This is a genomic window from Nocardia albiluteola, from assembly GCF_018860155.1.
GTDB classification, from domain to species: domain Bacteria; phylum Actinomycetota; class Actinomycetes; order Mycobacteriales; family Mycobacteriaceae; genus Nocardia; species Nocardia albiluteola.
Genome location: NZ_JAHKNI010000010.1, coordinates 75,718 through 91,709 on the forward strand (window position 1 = coordinate 75,718; position 15,992 = coordinate 91,709).

18 protein-coding genes are annotated in these 15,992 nt (G+C 68.1%); 8 read left to right on the plus strand and 10 right to left on the minus strand.

Annotated features, from left to right (window positions below; all coding sequences use genetic code 11):
- Positions 1-2: 2 nt before the first annotated feature.
- The 4 genes from KO481_RS27360 to moaA all read right to left on the minus strand — a co-directional run bounded on the left by KO481_RS27360 (position 3) and on the right by moaA (position 2,589).
- A complete protein-coding gene (locus KO481_RS27360; protein ID WP_215921211.1) occupies positions 3-422 on the minus strand; it encodes a DUF1003 domain-containing protein in 420 nt (139 codons plus the stop codon).
- Positions 423-606: 184 nt separating this feature from the next.
- Positions 607-1,176, minus strand: a complete 570-nt coding sequence (locus tag KO481_RS27365) for a Uma2 family endonuclease (RefSeq protein ID WP_215921213.1) — start codon at positions 1,174-1,176, stop codon at positions 607-609.
- A gap of 119 nt (positions 1,177-1,295) precedes the next feature.
- Positions 1,296-1,538, minus strand: coding sequence for a MoaD/ThiS family protein (locus KO481_RS27370; RefSeq protein ID WP_215921215.1), 243 nt, complete (start codon positions 1,536-1,538; stop codon positions 1,296-1,298).
- Positions 1,531-2,589 (minus strand): GTP 3',8-cyclase MoaA, encoded by a 1,059-nt coding sequence (moaA, locus tag KO481_RS27375; RefSeq protein WP_215921217.1) that lies wholly within the window; start codon positions 2,587-2,589, stop codon positions 1,531-1,533. Before moaA ends, KO481_RS27370 begins: the two co-directional genes overlap by 8 nt.
- 87 nt (positions 2,590-2,676) lie before the next feature.
- On the opposite strand from moaA, the gene KO481_RS27380 reads away from it, so the two are divergent.
- The 3 genes from KO481_RS27380 to KO481_RS27390 are packed head-to-tail and all read left to right on the plus strand — an operon-like array spanning position 2,677 to position 5,355.
- Positions 2,677-3,879 (plus strand): molybdopterin molybdotransferase MoeA, encoded by a 1,203-nt coding sequence (locus tag KO481_RS27380; protein WP_215921218.1) that lies wholly within the window; start codon positions 2,677-2,679, stop codon positions 3,877-3,879.
- On the plus strand, positions 3,876-4,940 hold the full coding sequence (moaCB, locus tag KO481_RS27385) for a bifunctional molybdenum cofactor biosynthesis protein MoaC/MoaB (RefSeq protein WP_215921219.1): 1,065 nt from the start codon (positions 3,876-3,878) through the stop codon (positions 4,938-4,940). The genes KO481_RS27380 and moaCB overlap by 4 nt, the downstream gene beginning before the upstream one ends.
- On the plus strand, positions 4,933-5,355 hold the full coding sequence (locus KO481_RS27390) for a molybdenum cofactor biosynthesis protein MoaE (protein ID WP_215921220.1): 423 nt from the start codon (positions 4,933-4,935) through the stop codon (positions 5,353-5,355). Before moaCB ends, KO481_RS27390 begins: the two co-directional genes overlap by 8 nt.
- A 52-nt stretch (positions 5,356-5,407) precedes the next feature.
- Here the strand turns inward: KO481_RS27390 and KO481_RS27395 are convergent, their stop codons facing one another.
- On the minus strand, positions 5,408-6,835 hold the full coding sequence (locus KO481_RS27395) for a ferritin-like domain-containing protein (protein ID WP_215921221.1): 1,428 nt from the start codon (positions 6,833-6,835) through the stop codon (positions 5,408-5,410).
- Positions 6,836-7,015: 180 nt separating this feature from the next.
- A complete protein-coding gene (locus KO481_RS27400) occupies positions 7,016-7,450 on the minus strand; it encodes a MarR family winged helix-turn-helix transcriptional regulator (RefSeq protein WP_215921222.1) in 435 nt (144 codons plus the stop codon).
- Positions 7,451-7,598: 148 nt separating this feature from the next.
- Here KO481_RS27400 and KO481_RS27405 point away from each other — a divergent pair, with 148 nt between their 5' ends.
- From KO481_RS27405 to KO481_RS27420, 4 genes are all read left to right on the plus strand, one after another.
- Entirely contained in the window at positions 7,599-8,498 is a 900-nt protein-coding gene (locus KO481_RS27405; RefSeq protein ID WP_215921223.1) for an LLM class F420-dependent oxidoreductase, read from the plus strand.
- Positions 8,499-8,867: 369 nt separating this feature from the next.
- A complete protein-coding gene (locus KO481_RS27410; protein ID WP_245401638.1) occupies positions 8,868-9,305 on the plus strand; it encodes an anti-sigma regulatory factor in 438 nt (145 codons plus the stop codon).
- A 13-nt stretch (positions 9,306-9,318) separates the two neighbouring features.
- Positions 9,319-10,386, plus strand: coding sequence for a CobW family GTP-binding protein (locus KO481_RS27415; RefSeq protein WP_215921225.1), 1,068 nt, complete (start codon positions 9,319-9,321; stop codon positions 10,384-10,386).
- A 30-nt stretch (positions 10,387-10,416) separates the two neighbouring features.
- A complete protein-coding gene (locus KO481_RS27420; protein WP_215921226.1) occupies positions 10,417-11,325 on the plus strand; it encodes a 2-hydroxyacid dehydrogenase in 909 nt (302 codons plus the stop codon).
- A 206-nt stretch (positions 11,326-11,531) separates the two neighbouring features.
- On the opposite strand, the gene KO481_RS27425 is transcribed toward KO481_RS27420, so the two are convergent.
- The 4 genes from KO481_RS27425 to KO481_RS27440 form a co-directional block, all read right to left on the minus strand.
- On the minus strand, positions 11,532-12,422 hold the full coding sequence (locus tag KO481_RS27425) for a DMT family transporter (RefSeq protein WP_215921228.1): 891 nt from the start codon (positions 12,420-12,422) through the stop codon (positions 11,532-11,534).
- A 217-nt stretch (positions 12,423-12,639) separates the two neighbouring features.
- The gene (locus tag KO481_RS27430) at positions 12,640-13,935 is read right to left on the minus strand and encodes an N-acetylmuramoyl-L-alanine amidase (RefSeq protein WP_308166802.1); all 1,296 of its coding nucleotides are present in this window, start codon (positions 13,933-13,935) and stop codon (positions 12,640-12,642) included.
- Positions 13,936-14,111: 176 nt separating this feature from the next.
- Positions 14,112-14,567: a QcrA and Rieske domain-containing protein gene (locus tag KO481_RS27435; RefSeq protein ID WP_215921230.1), complete on the minus strand. Its 456-nt coding sequence runs from the start codon at positions 14,565-14,567 to the stop codon at positions 14,112-14,114.
- A gap of 161 nt (positions 14,568-14,728) precedes the next feature.
- Positions 14,729-15,292, minus strand: coding sequence for a sigma-70 family RNA polymerase sigma factor (locus KO481_RS27440; protein ID WP_215921232.1), 564 nt, complete (start codon positions 15,290-15,292; stop codon positions 14,729-14,731).
- Between the two features lie 232 nt (positions 15,293-15,524).
- Here KO481_RS27440 and KO481_RS27445 point away from each other — a divergent pair, with 232 nt between their 5' ends.
- The gene (locus tag KO481_RS27445) at positions 15,525-15,929 is read left to right on the plus strand and encodes an Rv1352/Rv1906c domain-containing protein (protein WP_215921233.1); all 405 of its coding nucleotides are present in this window, start codon (positions 15,525-15,527) and stop codon (positions 15,927-15,929) included.
- The last annotated feature ends 63 nt before the right edge of the window (positions 15,930-15,992 follow it).

Consider the following 15,992-nt stretch of genomic DNA (forward strand, 5'->3'; position numbering starts at 1 on the left):
TTTCAGCGCAGGGCGTCAATGCCGCTGCCGTCCGGATCCTCGATGATCCGGCGATGGAGCTCGGTGGTCATCGCATGAATGGCACGGGTCAGCTCGAGATTGGTCTTGAGCTGGAGCTCCTGCTGGGAGAAGTCGTGGTCGGCCTTCATCTGCTGAAATTGGCCCTGCCGGTTCTGGCCGATCATCACGAATGTGGACAGGAAGATCGCCTCCAGCGACACGATCAGCGTCAGCGTCGGCCACGGATTCTTCTCGATCCAGACCATCCACACCGCGAACCCGATGGCATGGATGTAGACGAACCACATCGACCCCGCGAACTTGGTGATCCAGTCCGCCACCCGCAACTGCAGACTCTCCGCCCGCTTGGCGTGGAAGTCGGCAATCACCGGATGGTGCACGGGCTTGTTCGACTGCGACATGATCGTTCTTCTCCTCGACGGAATCAGCGAATTCGATGCGCGCAGAATGCTATAGGCGTAGCCATCCGAACGGGCCGCGAGACCGACAACGAAGACGACTGTGCAGCGCGGTCCTGCTGAAACCGCGCGAGGACAGCACCTGGGCGCCACACGCGCCGAGTGAACCGGACAACGTGCGACATGCCTACGAGTACAGGAGCAGACTCCCCGTATCCAGAGACACATCGAACGGCTCGGGCAGACGGATTGGATCGCCGAATGCCCCGTCGAGTCTTCCGTGGTACTCCCCGTCTCGGGGATGTGTGTACAGGGCCCACACACCGAAGCGGGGATCAATGACCAGCAGGGTACGGACACCGGCCACGCTGTACCAACCGTTCTTATCGGTAATCTGCCGCGCCTTCTCCGATTTGGAGATCACCTCGACGGCCAGTTCCACATCCGCAGGGTCCGCCAGCCACTCATCGTCGGCGTCCCACGAATCCGGCAGCACGATAAGGTCGGGCGTGCAGTAATCGTCGTCGTCGCCGGGCAACGCAATCGAGGAAACCTCGTACGCGGCCAGCCCAGCGGGCATCCGGGCCTCCAGCTGCAGCCGCAGCCGACGGATGGTGCCCGCATGCTTGCCCCGGGGCGTTGGCGACATCACGAGCGTCCCTCCCAGAATCTCTACACGAAGCCCTGTCGCATGCTCAACCTGCTCGGCGACGGCACGCAAATTACCGGGACGCGGATGCACCACAGGAACGGTCATGGACGATCACTCCAAACCCTCGGGAACGACCCACTTCAACATAGCGGACGGCGAGGACAGACATGGTCGCCGGCCACTATTCGATCCGAACTCCCAGCGCCACATGAGGATCGCAGGCTTCACCCGCCGGCGAAGGGCGGGAGAACGTCTACTCGCTCTGTCAGAACGGCGGATGCGTCGCGGGTGAGTTCATCGCCGATGAGGAAGGCACAGACCTTCAGCATGGGGTCCAGGTTCGGGCCGTAGGTGGCGGACAGGGTGTGGCGCAGGTCGGAGACCGTGGCCTCGGCGGGGAGGTCGAGGTGCTCGGTCGACTTGCCTACCGCGTCGGCGATCGCGGCGAAATAGCGGACCTCAACCACCGATGGCTCCCATCGTTCGTTCCGGCGGCACGAAATCCGCCGCATCGATGCCGTGTCCGGCCCACTTGTTCCACATCGCGCCGCGCCACAGGGTGGCCAGTTCGGCGTCGCTCGCGCCCTCGCGTAGCGGCGCGCGCAGATCGTATTCGTCGTCGCTGAACAGGCACGAACGGATCTTGCCGTCGGCGGTCAGGCGGGTGCGGTCGCAGTCACCGCAGAACTTCCTGGTGACCGAGGCGATGATGCCGACGCTCGCCGGGCCGCCGTCGACCAGCCAGGACTCGGCCGGGGCGGAGGGATCCGAACGCCCGGCCGGGGTCAGGACGAATCTGGAACCGAGCACGTCCAGCAGTTCGGCGGCGGTAACCATGTTCGCGCGCGCCCATTCGTGATCGGCATCCAGCGGCATCTCCTCGATGAACCTCAGCTCACAGCCCTCGTCGAGGCACCACTGCAATAGATCGGGTGCACCTGCCAGCGTCGGGCGCATCAGGACCGCGTTCACCTTCACCGGGGCCAGGCCCTCGCGCTGCGCGGCACGGATCCCGGCCAGCACCGAGTCGAGCCGATCGCGCCGGGTCAGGCGGGCGAAACCGAGCCGGTCCACGGTATCGAGCGAGACGTTGACCCGGCTCAGCCCGGCACGCGCCAGCCCTCGGGCCCGATGCTCGAGGCCGACGGCATTGGTCGTCATGGCCAGGGGCGCGCCCGGCGCAGCGGCCCGGCATCCGGCGATGATCTCCTCCAGATCGCGCCGCATGAGCGGTTCGCCGCCGGTGAAGCGCACCTCGCGGACACCCAGCTCGCGCACGGCCAGCTCCACCACGCGCACGATCTCCCCGGCCGAGAGCAGCTCGTCGGCGGGGATGGGGGGCAACCCCTCCTCGGGCATGCAATAGGTGCAGCGCAGCGAGCACTTCTCGGTGATCGATACCCGCAGGTCGCGGGCGACGCGACCGAACTTGTCCAAGAGATAAGGGGTGTCGGGCCGTCCCGCCTGCGGGGGCTGCCCGCGGCGGACGGCGGGAATCCCCATGACGACCACACTCACGGAACCCATTATTGCTGCCCCGCGCCGGGCACGCTTCGGAGGAACGTACGAACAATCTGTGACGGCGTGCCTACTACGCTGCGATATATGAAGAGCAGTCCCGCCGTCTCGACTCGGTCCGTCCAGGACCATCGCAATCGCGTCGAGGAATTGCTGCGCCCGCTGACGATCCGCGAGATCGAGGATGTCGCGATGGCCGAGGTACTGAACCGGCTGCTGGCCCGCGAGGTGCGCGCGCCGCTGGATCTGCCGGTCTTCCGCAATTCGGGGATGGACGGGTACGCCGTGCGCGCGGCGTCGGTGGCGGTGACGCCGGTGCGCCTGCCGCTGGCCGGGGTCGTCGCGGCCGGGCAGGCCGGACAGACGCCGCTGCCGCCCGGAGCCGCGATGAAGGTGATGACGGGCGCGCCGATTCCGCCGGGCGCGGACTGCGTCGTCCCGGTCGAGGACACCCACGGCGACGGGAACACCGTCACCATCGAGCGCGGCCGCAACGCCGGGGATTTCGTGCGCGAGCCGGGTACCGATGTGCGGGCCGGTGAGTCGCTGGTTCCGGCGGGCACGCTGCTGGGCCCCCGGCACATCGCCGCGCTGGCCGCGGTCGGGCTGGCGCGGCTGCCGGTGTTCCGGCGGGTGCGCGCGGCGATCATCACGACCGGTGACGAGCTGATGCCCGCGGGAGTTCCGTTGCGGCCCGGGCAGATCTACAACTCCAACGGGATCGCGCTGGCGGCGGCGCTGAGTGCCAACGGGGTCGAGGTGGTCTCGGTCGAGCACAGCCGCGACGACCCGGCCGAGTTCACCCGCAAGCTCTCGGCGGCAACGGGATCCGCCGACGTGGTGTTCACCTCCGGGGGCGTCTCCAAGGGCGATTTCGAGGTCGTCAAGGAGGTATTGTCCACGCGGGGTGGAGAATTCGGTTCGGTTGCCGTGCAACCAGGTGGCCCGCAGGGACTCTCGGTCGCCGACGGGGTGCCGGTGCTGAGCTTTCCCGGCAATCCGGTGAGCACCATGGTGTCGTTCGAGGTGTTCGCCCGGCCGATCGTTCGGGAGCTGGGCGGCCTGCCGCCGGTGCCCGGACACGATGTGGCGCTGCTGGATCCGGTGCGCTCACCGGCGGCACGGCGGCAGTTCCTGCGCGGCCGCCTCGAGGGCGAGGGCGTGCGGCTGGCGTCGGGGCCCGGATCGCATCTGGTGGCCGCGATGGCGCACGCGGATGTCCTGATCGATATTCCGCCGGAGGTCACCGAGTTGGCCGCGGGATCGATTGTGAGAGCCTGGGAACTATGACCGAGCAGACACCCGGCGCGCTCTCGCATGTGGATTCCGAGGGCCGCGCCCGGATGGTGGATGTCAGTGCGAAGGCCGAAACCGCCCGGGTGGCCGTGGCGGCCGGGGAGCTGCGCACTACCGCCGAGGTAGTGGCGCTGGTGCGCGCCGACGACATGCCCAAGGCCGATGTGCTGTCCACCGCGCGCCTGGCGGGCATCTCGGGCGCCAAGAAAACCTCGGAGCTGATCCCGCTGTGTCATCAGCTGGCGCTGTCCAAGGTCGATGTCCGCTTCGGATTCACCACGGACACCATCACCATCGAGGCGACCGCGAAGACCAAGGGCCCCACCGGGGTCGAAATGGAGGCCCTGACCGCCGTCGCCGTGGCGGGGCTGACCCTGCACGACATGGTGAAGGCCGTGGATCCCGCGGCGGTGCTCAACGGTGTGCGACTGCTGACCAAAGACGGTGGTAAGCACGGGCATTGGCAGCGACCCGACGCCGGGGCGCCGAGTGGGTCCATATCCGGCGAAACCGATACGGCCGCAATGCCTCCGGCTCCCGCACCGGCAATCACCGGCCACGGCGCCGGTGCGCCCGAGGGATCGCGGTCGGCGGTGGTCCTCGTCGCCTCCACCGGCACCGCGGCCGGGACGCGCGTCGACAAGACCGGCCCCGTTCTCCGGAATTGGCTTGCCGGACTGGGCTTTTCGGTGCGAGGCCCGCTGGTGTACGCGGACGCCGACATCGCGGCCGGGCTGGCGGACGCGCTTAGCGGGAAGCCGGGCCTGGTGATCACGACCGGCGGGACCGGCGCCTCCCCCACCGACGCCACACCGGAGGCGACGCGGGCGGTACTGGATCGCGAACTGCCCGGGGTGGCCGAGCAGATCCGGTTGAAGGGCACCGCGACCTTCCCGCTGGCGGCGCTGAGCCGCGGAATCGCGGGCCTGGCCGGGCGGTCCGTGGTGATCAACCTGCCCGGGTCGCCGGGCGGGGTGCGCGACGGCATCACGGTGCTCGAGCCACTGCTCGACCATTTGCTGGCCCAGGTGGCCGGAGGAGGTAGCCATGACTGAGGTACGCCTGGCGGCGATCAGCGATCAACCCCTGGTCCCCGAGACGGTCGAGCGCGCGGTCGAGGGACCCGAGTACGGCGCGGTCGTCGTGTTCACCGGCAAGGTCCGCAATCATGATGGCGGGCTGCAGGTTTCGGCCCTGGAATATTCCGCGCATCCGGATGCGGAGAAGTTCCTGCACCGAATCTGCGCGCAGGTCGCCGCCGAATCCGGCCTGCCGGTCGCCGCGGCGCACCGCGTCGGCGCACTGAGCATCGGCGATCTCGCGATCGTGGTGGCCGTCGCGGCGCCGCACCGCGCCGAGGCCTTCGGCACGTGCGCGGATCTGGTGGACCGGATCAAGCACGAGGTACCGATCTGGAAGCGGCAGCTGTTCGCCGGCGGGCTGTCCGAATGGGTCAACGCCTGCGGGTAGCGCACGCCCCACTTCTCCACCGCCCCAGCCGAATTCGAACGGTCCGGCCGCCTCAGCTCGCGGTGTCCGGCTGATCGGAGGGCGCGGTGGAACTCGCCGGATGCGCATGCAGGTCCCAGTCCGGCACGTGCGCGGCCAGTGTCTTCTGGATGTCGGCCAGCCCGCTGGAGACCCTGCCCAGTTGCTCGGCGATCGCGCCGCCGGCCTCGGCTCGGATGTCCTCGCACAGCGCGACCGCCTCGCCGAGCCGCTCGGCCAGCAGAATCCATGCCGCCTCCCGGTGCGGCATCAAATAGTCCGTCTCGTAGAACAGTTCGAAACTGGGCCCCACCGTGCGGCCGGGATGATCCGGCCCGGCGGGCAGCGTGGTAATCAGCTCGCCGAGCGGGTTGATCACCCGGAACATCAGCCCGACCGCGGCATCGGACAGGGTTCCCAGCTCGGCGTCGGTCTCCTCGGTATGTGCGAAGAACCGCTCGAACATCTGCAGCAGGATCTCGTAGCCGACATTGAACAGATCGGTCACTCGCGCGGTCTGCGGATCGGTGATCAGCGGGACCTGTTGTGTCCGTTCGGGTTCGCGGACGTTGGCGGCGATGACCGGCCGGACCGGGTCGAAATCCGGGTCCGCGGCGACGGCCTGTTCGTACTCGTCCAGTATCGCCACGAACTGGCCGAAATGTGCCTCGCGCCAGTCGCCGCGCGCTCCCTCTCCCTGCTCCAGGATGGTGTCTATGGCACGGTGCGCGGTGGCGATATCGGTGACCGCGATCAGCTCGGGCCACCGGAAGTACTTCTCGACCGCCTGCGCCCGCGGCGGGCCGACGAAAAGCCAGCGTTCGCCGTACTTTTCGGCGAGCCGATCGAATCCGTGCTCGATGGAGCGGTACAGGTGCCCGACCGTCGCGAAATCCTGCACCCTGGGCACGATCTCACCAGCCCGCATCGAGGGCACCGCCCGCTCGATGGTCGCCATGCCCTGGGCATCCTCGAGGTCCATGCCCTCGGGGCGTTCCAGAAACATGAAGTGCGCCAGGGCCTCTCGACCGAACGGCAGCAGCGCGAGCTGCACCCCGGCCGGGTAATGGGCAGCGGGCAGCGGCAGATTCGGCCGCGCGAAATGCGGTGCGGCGCCGATCGCGGAGAGCAGATTCTGCACCAGCGCCAGGTGCAGCATCTCCTGCGCCGCGACGTGCCCAATGGTCTTGCGCCAGCGCGCGACCATCTCGGCCTGCTCCGCGGTGAGCCCCTCCTGCGTGTTCTGCTTGAGTGAGAACGCCGCGAACAGGTACTGGCACATGATGCCGTGCTCGAGTTCGGCGGCCTGGCACAGCATGTAGATGAGCGCCTCGCGGTGTTCGATGCGGAAGGGCGCCTCGGGCGCGGCCAGGCCACCCCTGGTGGCGATCACCTGCGCCAGCCGCCCGCGACCGCCGGACGGGATCGCCGACGCGGCGGGATCGTGTGATGTCTGGGTCATGCTGTTCCCCTCGGCGGTACATCCGATGCGGCGGCCGTTACGCCAGGCGGCCACTCCGCTCAGCGACGTCCCGGCGGGCTGGGCCGCGGAGACGGGTTCATCATCGCCCGCGCGCGAGCACTCCGCGCGCGGTTTCACTGCCGGAGAACAACCGTGAGCCGTTCGGGCCGCGGCCCGAGCTCAGTCCGTGGGCGTCAGATTGTGGCGAATCCGGTCCAGGGCCCGCACGACCGCCTCGCGCTCGGCATCGTCGAATCCGGCCAGCGCGCGCTCGGTCAGACCGGCCATCTCGTCCTCGATGGTGGCCTCGAGGTCGCGGCCGCGATCGGTGAGGTGCAGCCGGACCAGCCGGCGATCGGTGGGGTGGGGTTCGCGGCGCAGCAGGCCCGCGGCCTCCATGCGGGTGGTCGCCCTGGTCACGGTCGGGGTGGACAGGCTCAGCCGCTTGGCGACCTCCCCCGGCGTCAGGCCGTCCTGCGCCCACAGGGTGCGCAGGATGAACTGCTGCCCCTCGTACACCCCGTGCCGGGCGTAGGCGGATGCGGACGCCACCACCAGCGCGTGCTTGGCGGTCCAGTACGCGGTGAGGAAGTCGTCGGACGAATCGGCGGTCATGGTGGATTCAGAGTAGCCAATGGGCGCTCCCTGTCGATCCGTCCGTGAACGACGCACGACCGGAGTGGATGCGGACGTACGCCTTGAGTTCGTTAGCCGACTCACGATAGGATCGTTGTGCAGCTAACGATAACATCGGAGGTAAGCGATGAAACTTGGTATCGGCCTGACCGACTTCTCCAATCCCGTTCCGCCCGAACGCCTCGGCCCCACCATCGCCGATCTCGCCCAGCAGGCCGACGAGTCGGGAGTCGACAGCCTGTGGGTGATGGACCACTTCTTCCAGATCCGCCTGTCGGGGCTACCGCAGGAATCCCCGATGTTCGAAGCCTATGCGACACTTGGCTTCCTGGCTGGGATAACCAAGCGCATCCGTCTGGGCACGCTGGTGACCTCGGTGGCCTATCGGCATCCGGGCGTACTGCTCAAATCGCTCACCGCGCTGGACGTATTGAGCGGTGGCAGAATGTATTTCGGCGTCGGTGCGGGCGCGGCGATCGATCCGGCGAAGCTGGAGGGCATCTTCGAGACCGACGGCCTGGGCATCCCGTTCCCCTCGCTCGGGCAACGCTTCGAGATGCTGGAGGAGTTGCTCCAGATCTCCCACCGGATGTGGGACGGCGATGAAACGCCCTTCCACGGAAAGCATTACGACCTGGCCCGCCCGCTCAACTCGCCGAATTCGGTGCAGCGCCCACGCCCGCCGATCCTGATCGCGGGCAGCGGCGAACGCAAGACGCTGCGGCTGGTCGCGCAGTACGGCGACGCATGCAGCCTGTTCGATCTGCCCGGCGCCGGATACGCGGACGACATCGCGCACAAGCTCGAGGTGCTGCGCGCGCACTGCGGCGACGTCGGCCGGGACTTCGACGAGATCGAGAAGACCATCGCCACCCACCTCGATCCCACCGCCGAGAACTTCGTCGAGCACATGGGCGAACTGGCCGGCCTCGGCATCGAACACGTGATGCTCGGCGTGCAGGGGCCCTGGGACGAGAAGCGATTGGCGCAGCTGGCCGAACTGCTGCCGGAGGTGCACGCGCTCTAGAGCACTCCACCGCGAAACGCCACCGCCATCGCGACGGCACGCGCTGCCGGGCATCTCACATTGAGCTCCGAACGGCAATAGAGCAGAATTGTTGTGCCGGACGGCCTGCACTGTCGCAATGACGCGCGTGCGGCCCGGGACGATTGCGACTAGTGTCAGGTTCCCGGGTCAGGCGAACGGGGTGCCACTCACCGACCGATGCCCGCCGGCGCATGAGTCCCCTCCGCAGATCGCGGGATGCGGGAGAGAAGGAATCGCCCGACCACGGGGCGATGCAGAAAGGGGCGCAGCGTGCACAGGTGGGAGTCCACACCACCGAGGCAGACATCCGCGCCGATCGCCACACGCTCCGCAACCGCCCGGTTCGCGCTGCACGACCCGGAGGCCGCAGCGATACCCATCGCCGTCTCCACCGATATCGCCACCGCACGCCAGGCGGGGCGCGAATGCGCCATCGAACTCGGTTTCTCTCCCACCGACGTCACCATGATCTCCACCGCCATCTCCGAGGTGGCCCGCAATATCACCAGCTACGCCGGTCACGGCGAGATCCGCCTGCGGGTGAGCGATGTCCAGGGCCGCGACGCACTGGTCGTGCAGGCCCGCGACGAGGGTCCCGGCATCCCGGACACCGTCGCCGCGCTCGGGGAGGGCATCACCTCCGGACGGCGCCTGGGGCTCGGGCTGCCCGGCGCGCGCCGCCTGATGGATGGGCTGTCGATCGAGTCGGCGCCCGGACAGGGCACGCTGGTGGAGATGTGGAAGTGGATACCGGTCAGCGCGTATCGAGGGCCGCGGGGGCACTAGTAGGGTGAGCCGGATGACTCGGCGCATTCCCGTACTGATCGTCGCCGGATTCCTCGGGGCCGGTAAGACGACGCTGCTGAACTTCCTGCTGCGGCAGCGCCAGGCACGAATCGGCGTGGTGGTCAACGACTTCGGTGCGGTGAACATCGACGCGATGCTGGTGGCGGGTCAGGTCGACGCGATGGTATCGATGGGCAACGGATGTGTCTGTTGCGCAGTGGATGTCGGCGAGCTCGACCAGATGTTCACCCGATTGGCCCACCCCGCCAACCGCATCGACGTGATCGTGGTCGAGGCGAGCGGTCTGGCGGAGCCGCGCAATCTGATTCGGATGGTGATCGGTACCGACAATCCGCGAATCGGGTACGGCGGACTGATCGAGGTGGTCGACGCCGAGCACTTCCGGGAGAGCCGCGACCGGCATCCGGAACTGGCGAGTCACCTGCGGCTCGCCGATCTGGTGGTGGTGAACAAGGCCGATCGGGTGCCTGCGGAGCGCCTCGAGCTGCTGCGTCGCGAGATCGGCGAGCTGGTGCGCGGAGTGCCGGTTCACGCGACCACGCACGGCCGCATCGACCCGGAGCTGCTGTTCGACCCGCCCGAACGCTCCGCGCCGACCATGGCCGAGCAGCTCAGCTTCGATGAACTGCTCCACGACCACGACCACGGCGATGCCGATCATCATCACCTGCACGATGATTACGACAGCGTATCTTTCACCAACACAACGGATCTCGATCCGCGCAGGCTCATCGCACTGCTCGAGGATCCACCCCCGGGCCTGTTCCGTGCGAAGGGCTGCGTGGCGTTCGCCGTCCCCGGCGATCGACGAAAGTTCCTGCTGCACATGGTGGGTCGCCATGTCGTGTTCGAACCGACGGCCTGGTCCCGTGGCGAAACTCGCGAAACCCGCCTGGTTCTCATCGGATCCGGATTGGATACCGCCGCCGCGGAGGCGCGCCTGCGCGATACCGTCCACACCGCGGAAGAACCGCTGGACGAACAGACGTTGCTCGGGGTGTGGCGATACGTGCCGCGCGAGCTCAGCGACGACGAGGTGTCAGCGGCTGCACTAATCTGACATGTCACCCCCGCCGCTACAGTGCCGGGTGTGAGCTTTGGGAAGATTGTGATCATCGGCGGGGTCGAGGCGGTTCTGGATGCCGAGCATCGCGCGGAATTGGATGCCTTCGCCACGACGGTGGTGACGGTGCCGCGCGGTTCGGATCCCGTCGGCGAGCTGGCCGATGCGGAGGCGGTCGTGCTGGCCTTCGCGGTTCCGTTCGGCCGCAAGGAGATCGATGCCGCGCCGCGGCTGCGTCACCTGCAGGTCGCCTCGACCGCATTCGATGTCGTCGATGCCGACTACGCCCGCGCCCGCGGAATCACGGTGCGCACCCTGCCGGACTACACCACCGAGCCGGTGGCGCAGTTCGTGCTGGCGACCATGCTGGAGCAGGCGTCGGGCCTGCCCGAGGGCCGGCGACTGCGCAGCGAGGGCAACCTGTTTCCGCTCGCCTACCCCGCCCGCCAGTTCCGGGGCAGCCGGGTTGCGGTCGTCGGGCTGGGTACCATCGGCACGCGAGTGGCCCAAATGGCCCAAGGTCTAGGCGCCGAGGTGCACTACTGGTCGCGACATCGCAAAGACACCAGCGATTTTCACTACCAGGAGCTGGACGCGCTCTTAGCCGAAGCCGATTTCGTCTCGGTCAACCTGGCACTGACGGATCAAACCCGCAACATCCTCCACGCAGACCGCATCGCCACCCTCCCCACCGGCACCGTCCTGGTCTGCACGGCCCCCCTCGCCCTGCTGGACCTCGCGGCCCTACGCGAACGCACCAACACCGGCGAGCTCCGCGCAATCCTCAATCACGCAACAGCCGAAACGATCTCATACTTCGAAGACTCCTCCGGCTTCATCTACCCACCCGTGGTCTACCTAAGCCCCCAGGCCCACCTGACCATGCAGAACCAAATACTCAACGGCCTGCGATCGAGCGCAGATGAAATGCCCTAACGCGTCACCCGATTGAACGAGAGGCCCGAGTCAAGCCAGCACCTCGTCCACACTCGTCGCGGTCAACACCCGACCGACCCACACGTCAAGCCTCTCGATCGCCGCAGCACGCACCTTCTGCTCGACAGCCTCGGACAGCGGACCGAACCGCTGCGCGGCTACGACCCGAGACGGACCAGAGCATGGCCGACGGCGTGTGCCGGCTCCTACTCCCCCACACCCACTTCGACGGGGTGCGGTGCCGGTTGCCGTTTGGCGCGGGCGGTGCCGAGGATCGAGCCGATGATGACCAGGGGGAAGCCGATTGCCATACCCACCGTGAGGGGCTCGCCGAGCAGGGCGACGCCGATGAGCAGCGCCACTGCCGGGTTGATGTAGGTGATGACCGTGGCGCGGGCCGGGCCCACCTCGGCGATAAGCGCGAAGAACACGAGAAATGCTGCGGCAGTGCAGATTACGGCGAGACCGACCACCGACCAACTGGCGCTGGCGGTGAACCGGACCGGCCACCGCCAGGCCGCGAACGGGGCATAGATCAGCGCGGCCAGGGCCAGCGATGCCGCGACCACGCCCATGGACGGCAGGTCGGCGAGTTTACGATTGATGATAACCGGGCCGACGGCGTAGCCGATCGCGGTGACTCCGATGGCCGCGAACGCGCCCATATCGGAGAAGTCCAGCCCCAGGCCGACAAGCGTTGCGACACCGCCGAATCCGACGATCAGACCGACGATGCGGCGGGCATCGATGCGATCGTGCCCCAGCACCGCCACGATCACCACCGCGATCAGCGGCACCGCGGCGATCAGCAGCCCCACGGTCGAACTGGTCAACTTCGTCTCGGCCGAGCCGATGAGCAGCCATGGTCCGGTGATCTCGACCAGGGTGTAGGCCAGCAGCCAGCCCCATCGCCGCAACACCGGCCCGAGGGCCTTGGTGTACAACGCAACAGGCAGGAGCAGCAGGGCGCCGAGCGCGGTGCGGCCGAAGGCCACCACCACCGGATCGAAGTCCCGCACCGCAATGCGGATCATCGCGTACGGCACACCCCAGATGACGCCCATCGCCAGAAATAACACCCACCCGCGCCGGGTCATCGTGCCTCGCTCCACTGCTCATCCCGGATTGCTCACCGGGCCGACAAACTGCATCGATCACAATGGCAGACCGGTCCGACATATTCCGGGCCCGAACAGCACCACCGGCTGCCACATCGCCACGCCCCGGGTTCCGAGCCGCGCCATCCGATCACCCGCATACAAATGCGCCCTGCCGCTGTGTTCGGGCGGCAGGGCGCTGAGTCGAGCGACAACGCTACTTCGTCATGGCACCCGCGGCAGCGGTCGCCGCGTTACCGGCCGCACCGATCAGGGTCGACACCAGGGTGTACGCGAGGTTGATCAGTTCCGAATTCGCCAGATCACCGAGGCCCAGGGTCTTGCCGAGCGGGGCGAGCAGCTTGATCGCGCTGATAATCAGGGTCGCCATCGCGGAGTTGGGGTCCGTGGAATTGGCGGCGCCCGGCTGGGTCTGGGTACCCGGGGTGATGTTCGTGCCCGGTTGCGGCGTTACCCCAGGCGCGGACTGGTTCTGCGGCGCGGTACCCGGCGCCTGGTATTGCGGCGCGGTGCCGGGGGTATAAGCACTGGGCGCGCTCTGCGCCGGCGCCGTGGGTGCCGCGGTGGGCGCGGGGCTCTGGGACCGGTCCTGCGCCGCACCCGGAGCCAGGTTCGCCGCCGGGACCGCATTGGGCTGCCCGGGCAGCGGAGCCGCCGCCCGGCTGTCCGCGGAACCACTCGAGGGCTGTCCGCCCAGCAGATAGGTGACCAGCCCGGTGGTGATGGCGATCGCGTGCTTGATCTGGCCGTCATTGGAGACCAGCTGCGCGGCGTCGTCCTTGTTCGCCCCGTTGCCCATCTCGATGAAGACGTCGGGCACCTCGGTCAGCGCGGGCCCGACGATATCGGAGCGGGTCTGCAGGCCGTTGACCGCGCCGGCGTAGGTGGCCTCGGGGAACCCCGCCTTCACGTAGGCGTCCCGAACGGCCTTGGTCGCGGCCATCCCGGCCCCGGCCTGCACCTGGTTGACCTTGGCGTTCGGAACCGGCAGTTGCGGAACGATCATGTGGAATCCGCGGTCCTGCGGGGGTGCGCTGTCGGCATGAATGCTGATCGCGATGTCCGCACCCGATCGGTTGGCCGCCGCGGCGCGTTCATCGACGCAGCCACCCCACCCGGTGTCGTCCTGACGGCTCATCACCACCCGGGCGCCCAGCGCCTCGAGCGACTGCTTGACCAGGCTGGCAACCCGCCAGTTGATCGTGTGCTCGGGCGTGCCGTCGAGCGCGGTCATTCCGGTGGTTTGGCACTCCTTGGTACCGCCACGGCCGTTGTTGACCGGCCTGGCGAGATTCTGGGTGTGATTGGGCCCCTGATGCCCGGGGTCCAAAAATACAGTCTTACCTGCGAGTTTAGTCGCCACATCCGGCGGGACCGGGGCGGCGTAGGCCGCCGGGGCCAGGCCCGCCGTGACGGCGGCCGCGGTGACGACCAGGCACATTCCGGCCCGGGCGATATTCGGTGTGCGGCATAACAGCTGGCGAGAGAACACAACGCCCTCCAAATCCGTGCTGGCACCGTCTGACGGTTCCAGGAGCACAGCTGGGGCGCGATACCGCCCTAGCTGTTACTGCTGTTGCGGTTGTTACTGGTGAGCATAACGGTGTTGGAGTTCACTGTCTCGCACGCCCCTCGGATTCTCAGTCTTCCGCAACATTTCGGCATCCGTTATGCCCGGATGACGCTGTCGCCGCTGACCTTGACGGGGTGGGCATCCAGCGGGCGGCTCGCCGGGCCGCGGGCAACACTGCCGTCCAGATGGAATTCGCTCCCGTGGCAGGGGCATTGAATCAGGCCGTTGACGACCTGGTTGACCTTGCATCCGGCGTGGGTGCAGGTCGTGGAGAACCCCTCGAAGGTGCCCGCGGTGGGCTGGGTGACGACGGTGTCCCCGACGATGACCCCGCCCCCGACCGGGACTTGGGCCGTGGATACCAGCGCACCGGGGGGCGCGGCCGGCGCGCCCGATGCCGCCGGGGCAACGGTCGCCGAGGAGGCCGCGGGCGCGGAGGAGTCGTTCGAGCTGCAGGCGGCGGCCAGGGTCAGCGCCGCCGCGGTGACGCCCGCCCCGGCCAGGGCGGTGCGGCGATCGACGGGACCTGCGGAAAGGTCGTGACGGGTCATCGGCATAACTCCCTACGTGTGATGCGGCGTGCCGAAACGCAGCGACTACCTCGACAAACGTATCGGGGCCGAATTCGGTTCAGGGCAACCCTACTCGCGCCGTCGTCCGCATCGGACCAGTTCACGATCATGTTCGGGGCCCGCACCATGATCGAGCATTGTCACGCCGGGCGGGGCAATTGCCGCAGCGAGCGCAGCGCGTAGTGCACCCGGGTCTTGACGGTGCCGACCGGCACCCCCAGGTCGTCGGCCACGTCCTGATACGCGCGATCTCGCAGGATCACCTGGACCACCGCGTCGCGCTGCGGCACCGTCAGCCGCGCCAGCAGCTCGTCCACGAGCATGCCGTCGGCCAGACGCTCGGTGAAATCCGGGCGCGCGCATCGGATGTCGACCGGCCGCTCATCGGCCTCCCAACTGGTCTCGACCGGCCGCACCGCCCGCATGCGCGCGATGTCGGTGAGCACATTGGCCTCGATCGCCAGGAGCCAGGTGCGCACGCTGCCCCGGGCCGCACTGTAGGTGCCGCATGCGCGCCAGCCCCGCAGCAGCGTCTCCTGCACGGCGTGTTCGGCCAGTCCCGGATCGCCCAGGCTGCGCCGGGCCCGCCACTGCAGGAGCGCACCGTCGGCGGCGAGGACGGCCGCCAGACCTTCGTCGTTACACAGGTGCGCACAGCCGGCGCCGCACGCGGTCTCCGGGGCGAGGGCTCGCAGAGCAGTCATGCCTCTATATCGCGAGCAGTCCCCGGAACTGCAACGACTTCGTGGTGTCTATCGCCGTCGCGACACAGTGGGTATCAACCGGCCGACACAGCGCACGGTGCGGACCGATCACAAATTTCGCCGATTCGAGCAACCGGCGCGAGCAATTCTGATAGACCAACCCCGGGAGCACCGGAAACTCCCGGGGCCGCCCGCGCTCGGCGGCGCCACCCTAGCTTCAGGAGGAAACGTCGTGCGTTCAGGCACGCTCGCGGTCGCGGGGGCCATGGCCTCCGCCGCGACGCTGCTCGCCACCGGAACCGCCAGCGCCGCACCGGCGACGGCGATGCCCGGTGACGGGATCTACCGGGTGGGTATCGATATCACCCCCGGCATCTATCAGTCGGCGGGGTCTCACGACCCGGTGCACGCGTGTTACTGGCAGCGCCTGTGGAAGATCGCCGGTCCCGGCGACCACGCCGATCCGAACGGGTACATCGTGGCGAGCGACATCACCCACAGCAACCCGGTGCGGGTCATGATCAAGGCGACGGACGTCGGCTTCAAGGCCGTCAACTGCGGCGCCTGGGTCATGGTGCCGCCACCGCCCAACACCGGCTCCTACGGGCCGGGCGGGCTGTTCGGCAGCGAGTACTGACCGGGGCTCATCCGCCCGAAATTCCCCGTTCCGGCACGCCGCCCGGACCCCCGGGCGGCGTTG

Excerpts from the sequence above, each read along its gene's own strand:
- KO481_RS27360 (WP_215921211.1), bottom strand. The coding sequence starts at position 422 with ATGTCGCAGTCGAACAAGCCCGTGCACCATCCGGTGATTGCCGACTTC.
- KO481_RS27365 (WP_215921213.1), bottom strand. The coding sequence starts at position 1,176 with ATGACCGTTCCTGTGGTGCATCCGCGTCCCGGTAATTTGCGTGCCGTC.
- KO481_RS27380 (WP_215921218.1), top strand. The coding sequence starts at position 2,677 with ATGAAGAGCAGTCCCGCCGTCTCGACTCGGTCCGTCCAGGACCATCGC.
- moaCB (WP_215921219.1), top strand. The coding sequence starts at position 3,876 with ATGACCGAGCAGACACCCGGCGCGCTCTCGCATGTGGATTCCGAGGGC.
- KO481_RS27390 (WP_215921220.1), top strand. The coding sequence starts at position 4,933 with ATGACTGAGGTACGCCTGGCGGCGATCAGCGATCAACCCCTGGTCCCC.
- KO481_RS27395 (WP_215921221.1), bottom strand. The coding sequence starts at position 6,835 with ATGACCCAGACATCACACGATCCCGCCGCGTCGGCGATCCCGTCCGGC.
- KO481_RS27400 (WP_215921222.1), bottom strand. The coding sequence starts at position 7,450 with ATGACCGCCGATTCGTCCGACGACTTCCTCACCGCGTACTGGACCGCC.
- KO481_RS27405 (WP_215921223.1), top strand. The coding sequence starts at position 7,599 with ATGAAACTTGGTATCGGCCTGACCGACTTCTCCAATCCCGTTCCGCCC.
- KO481_RS27415 (WP_215921225.1), top strand. The coding sequence starts at position 9,319 with ATGACTCGGCGCATTCCCGTACTGATCGTCGCCGGATTCCTCGGGGCC.
- KO481_RS27425 (WP_215921228.1), bottom strand. The coding sequence starts at position 12,422 with ATGACCCGGCGCGGGTGGGTGTTATTTCTGGCGATGGGCGTCATCTGG.
- KO481_RS27435 (WP_215921230.1), bottom strand. The coding sequence starts at position 14,567 with ATGACCCGTCACGACCTTTCCGCAGGTCCCGTCGATCGCCGCACCGCC.
- KO481_RS27440 (WP_215921232.1), bottom strand. The coding sequence starts at position 15,292 with ATGACTGCTCTGCGAGCCCTCGCCCCGGAGACCGCGTGCGGCGCCGGC.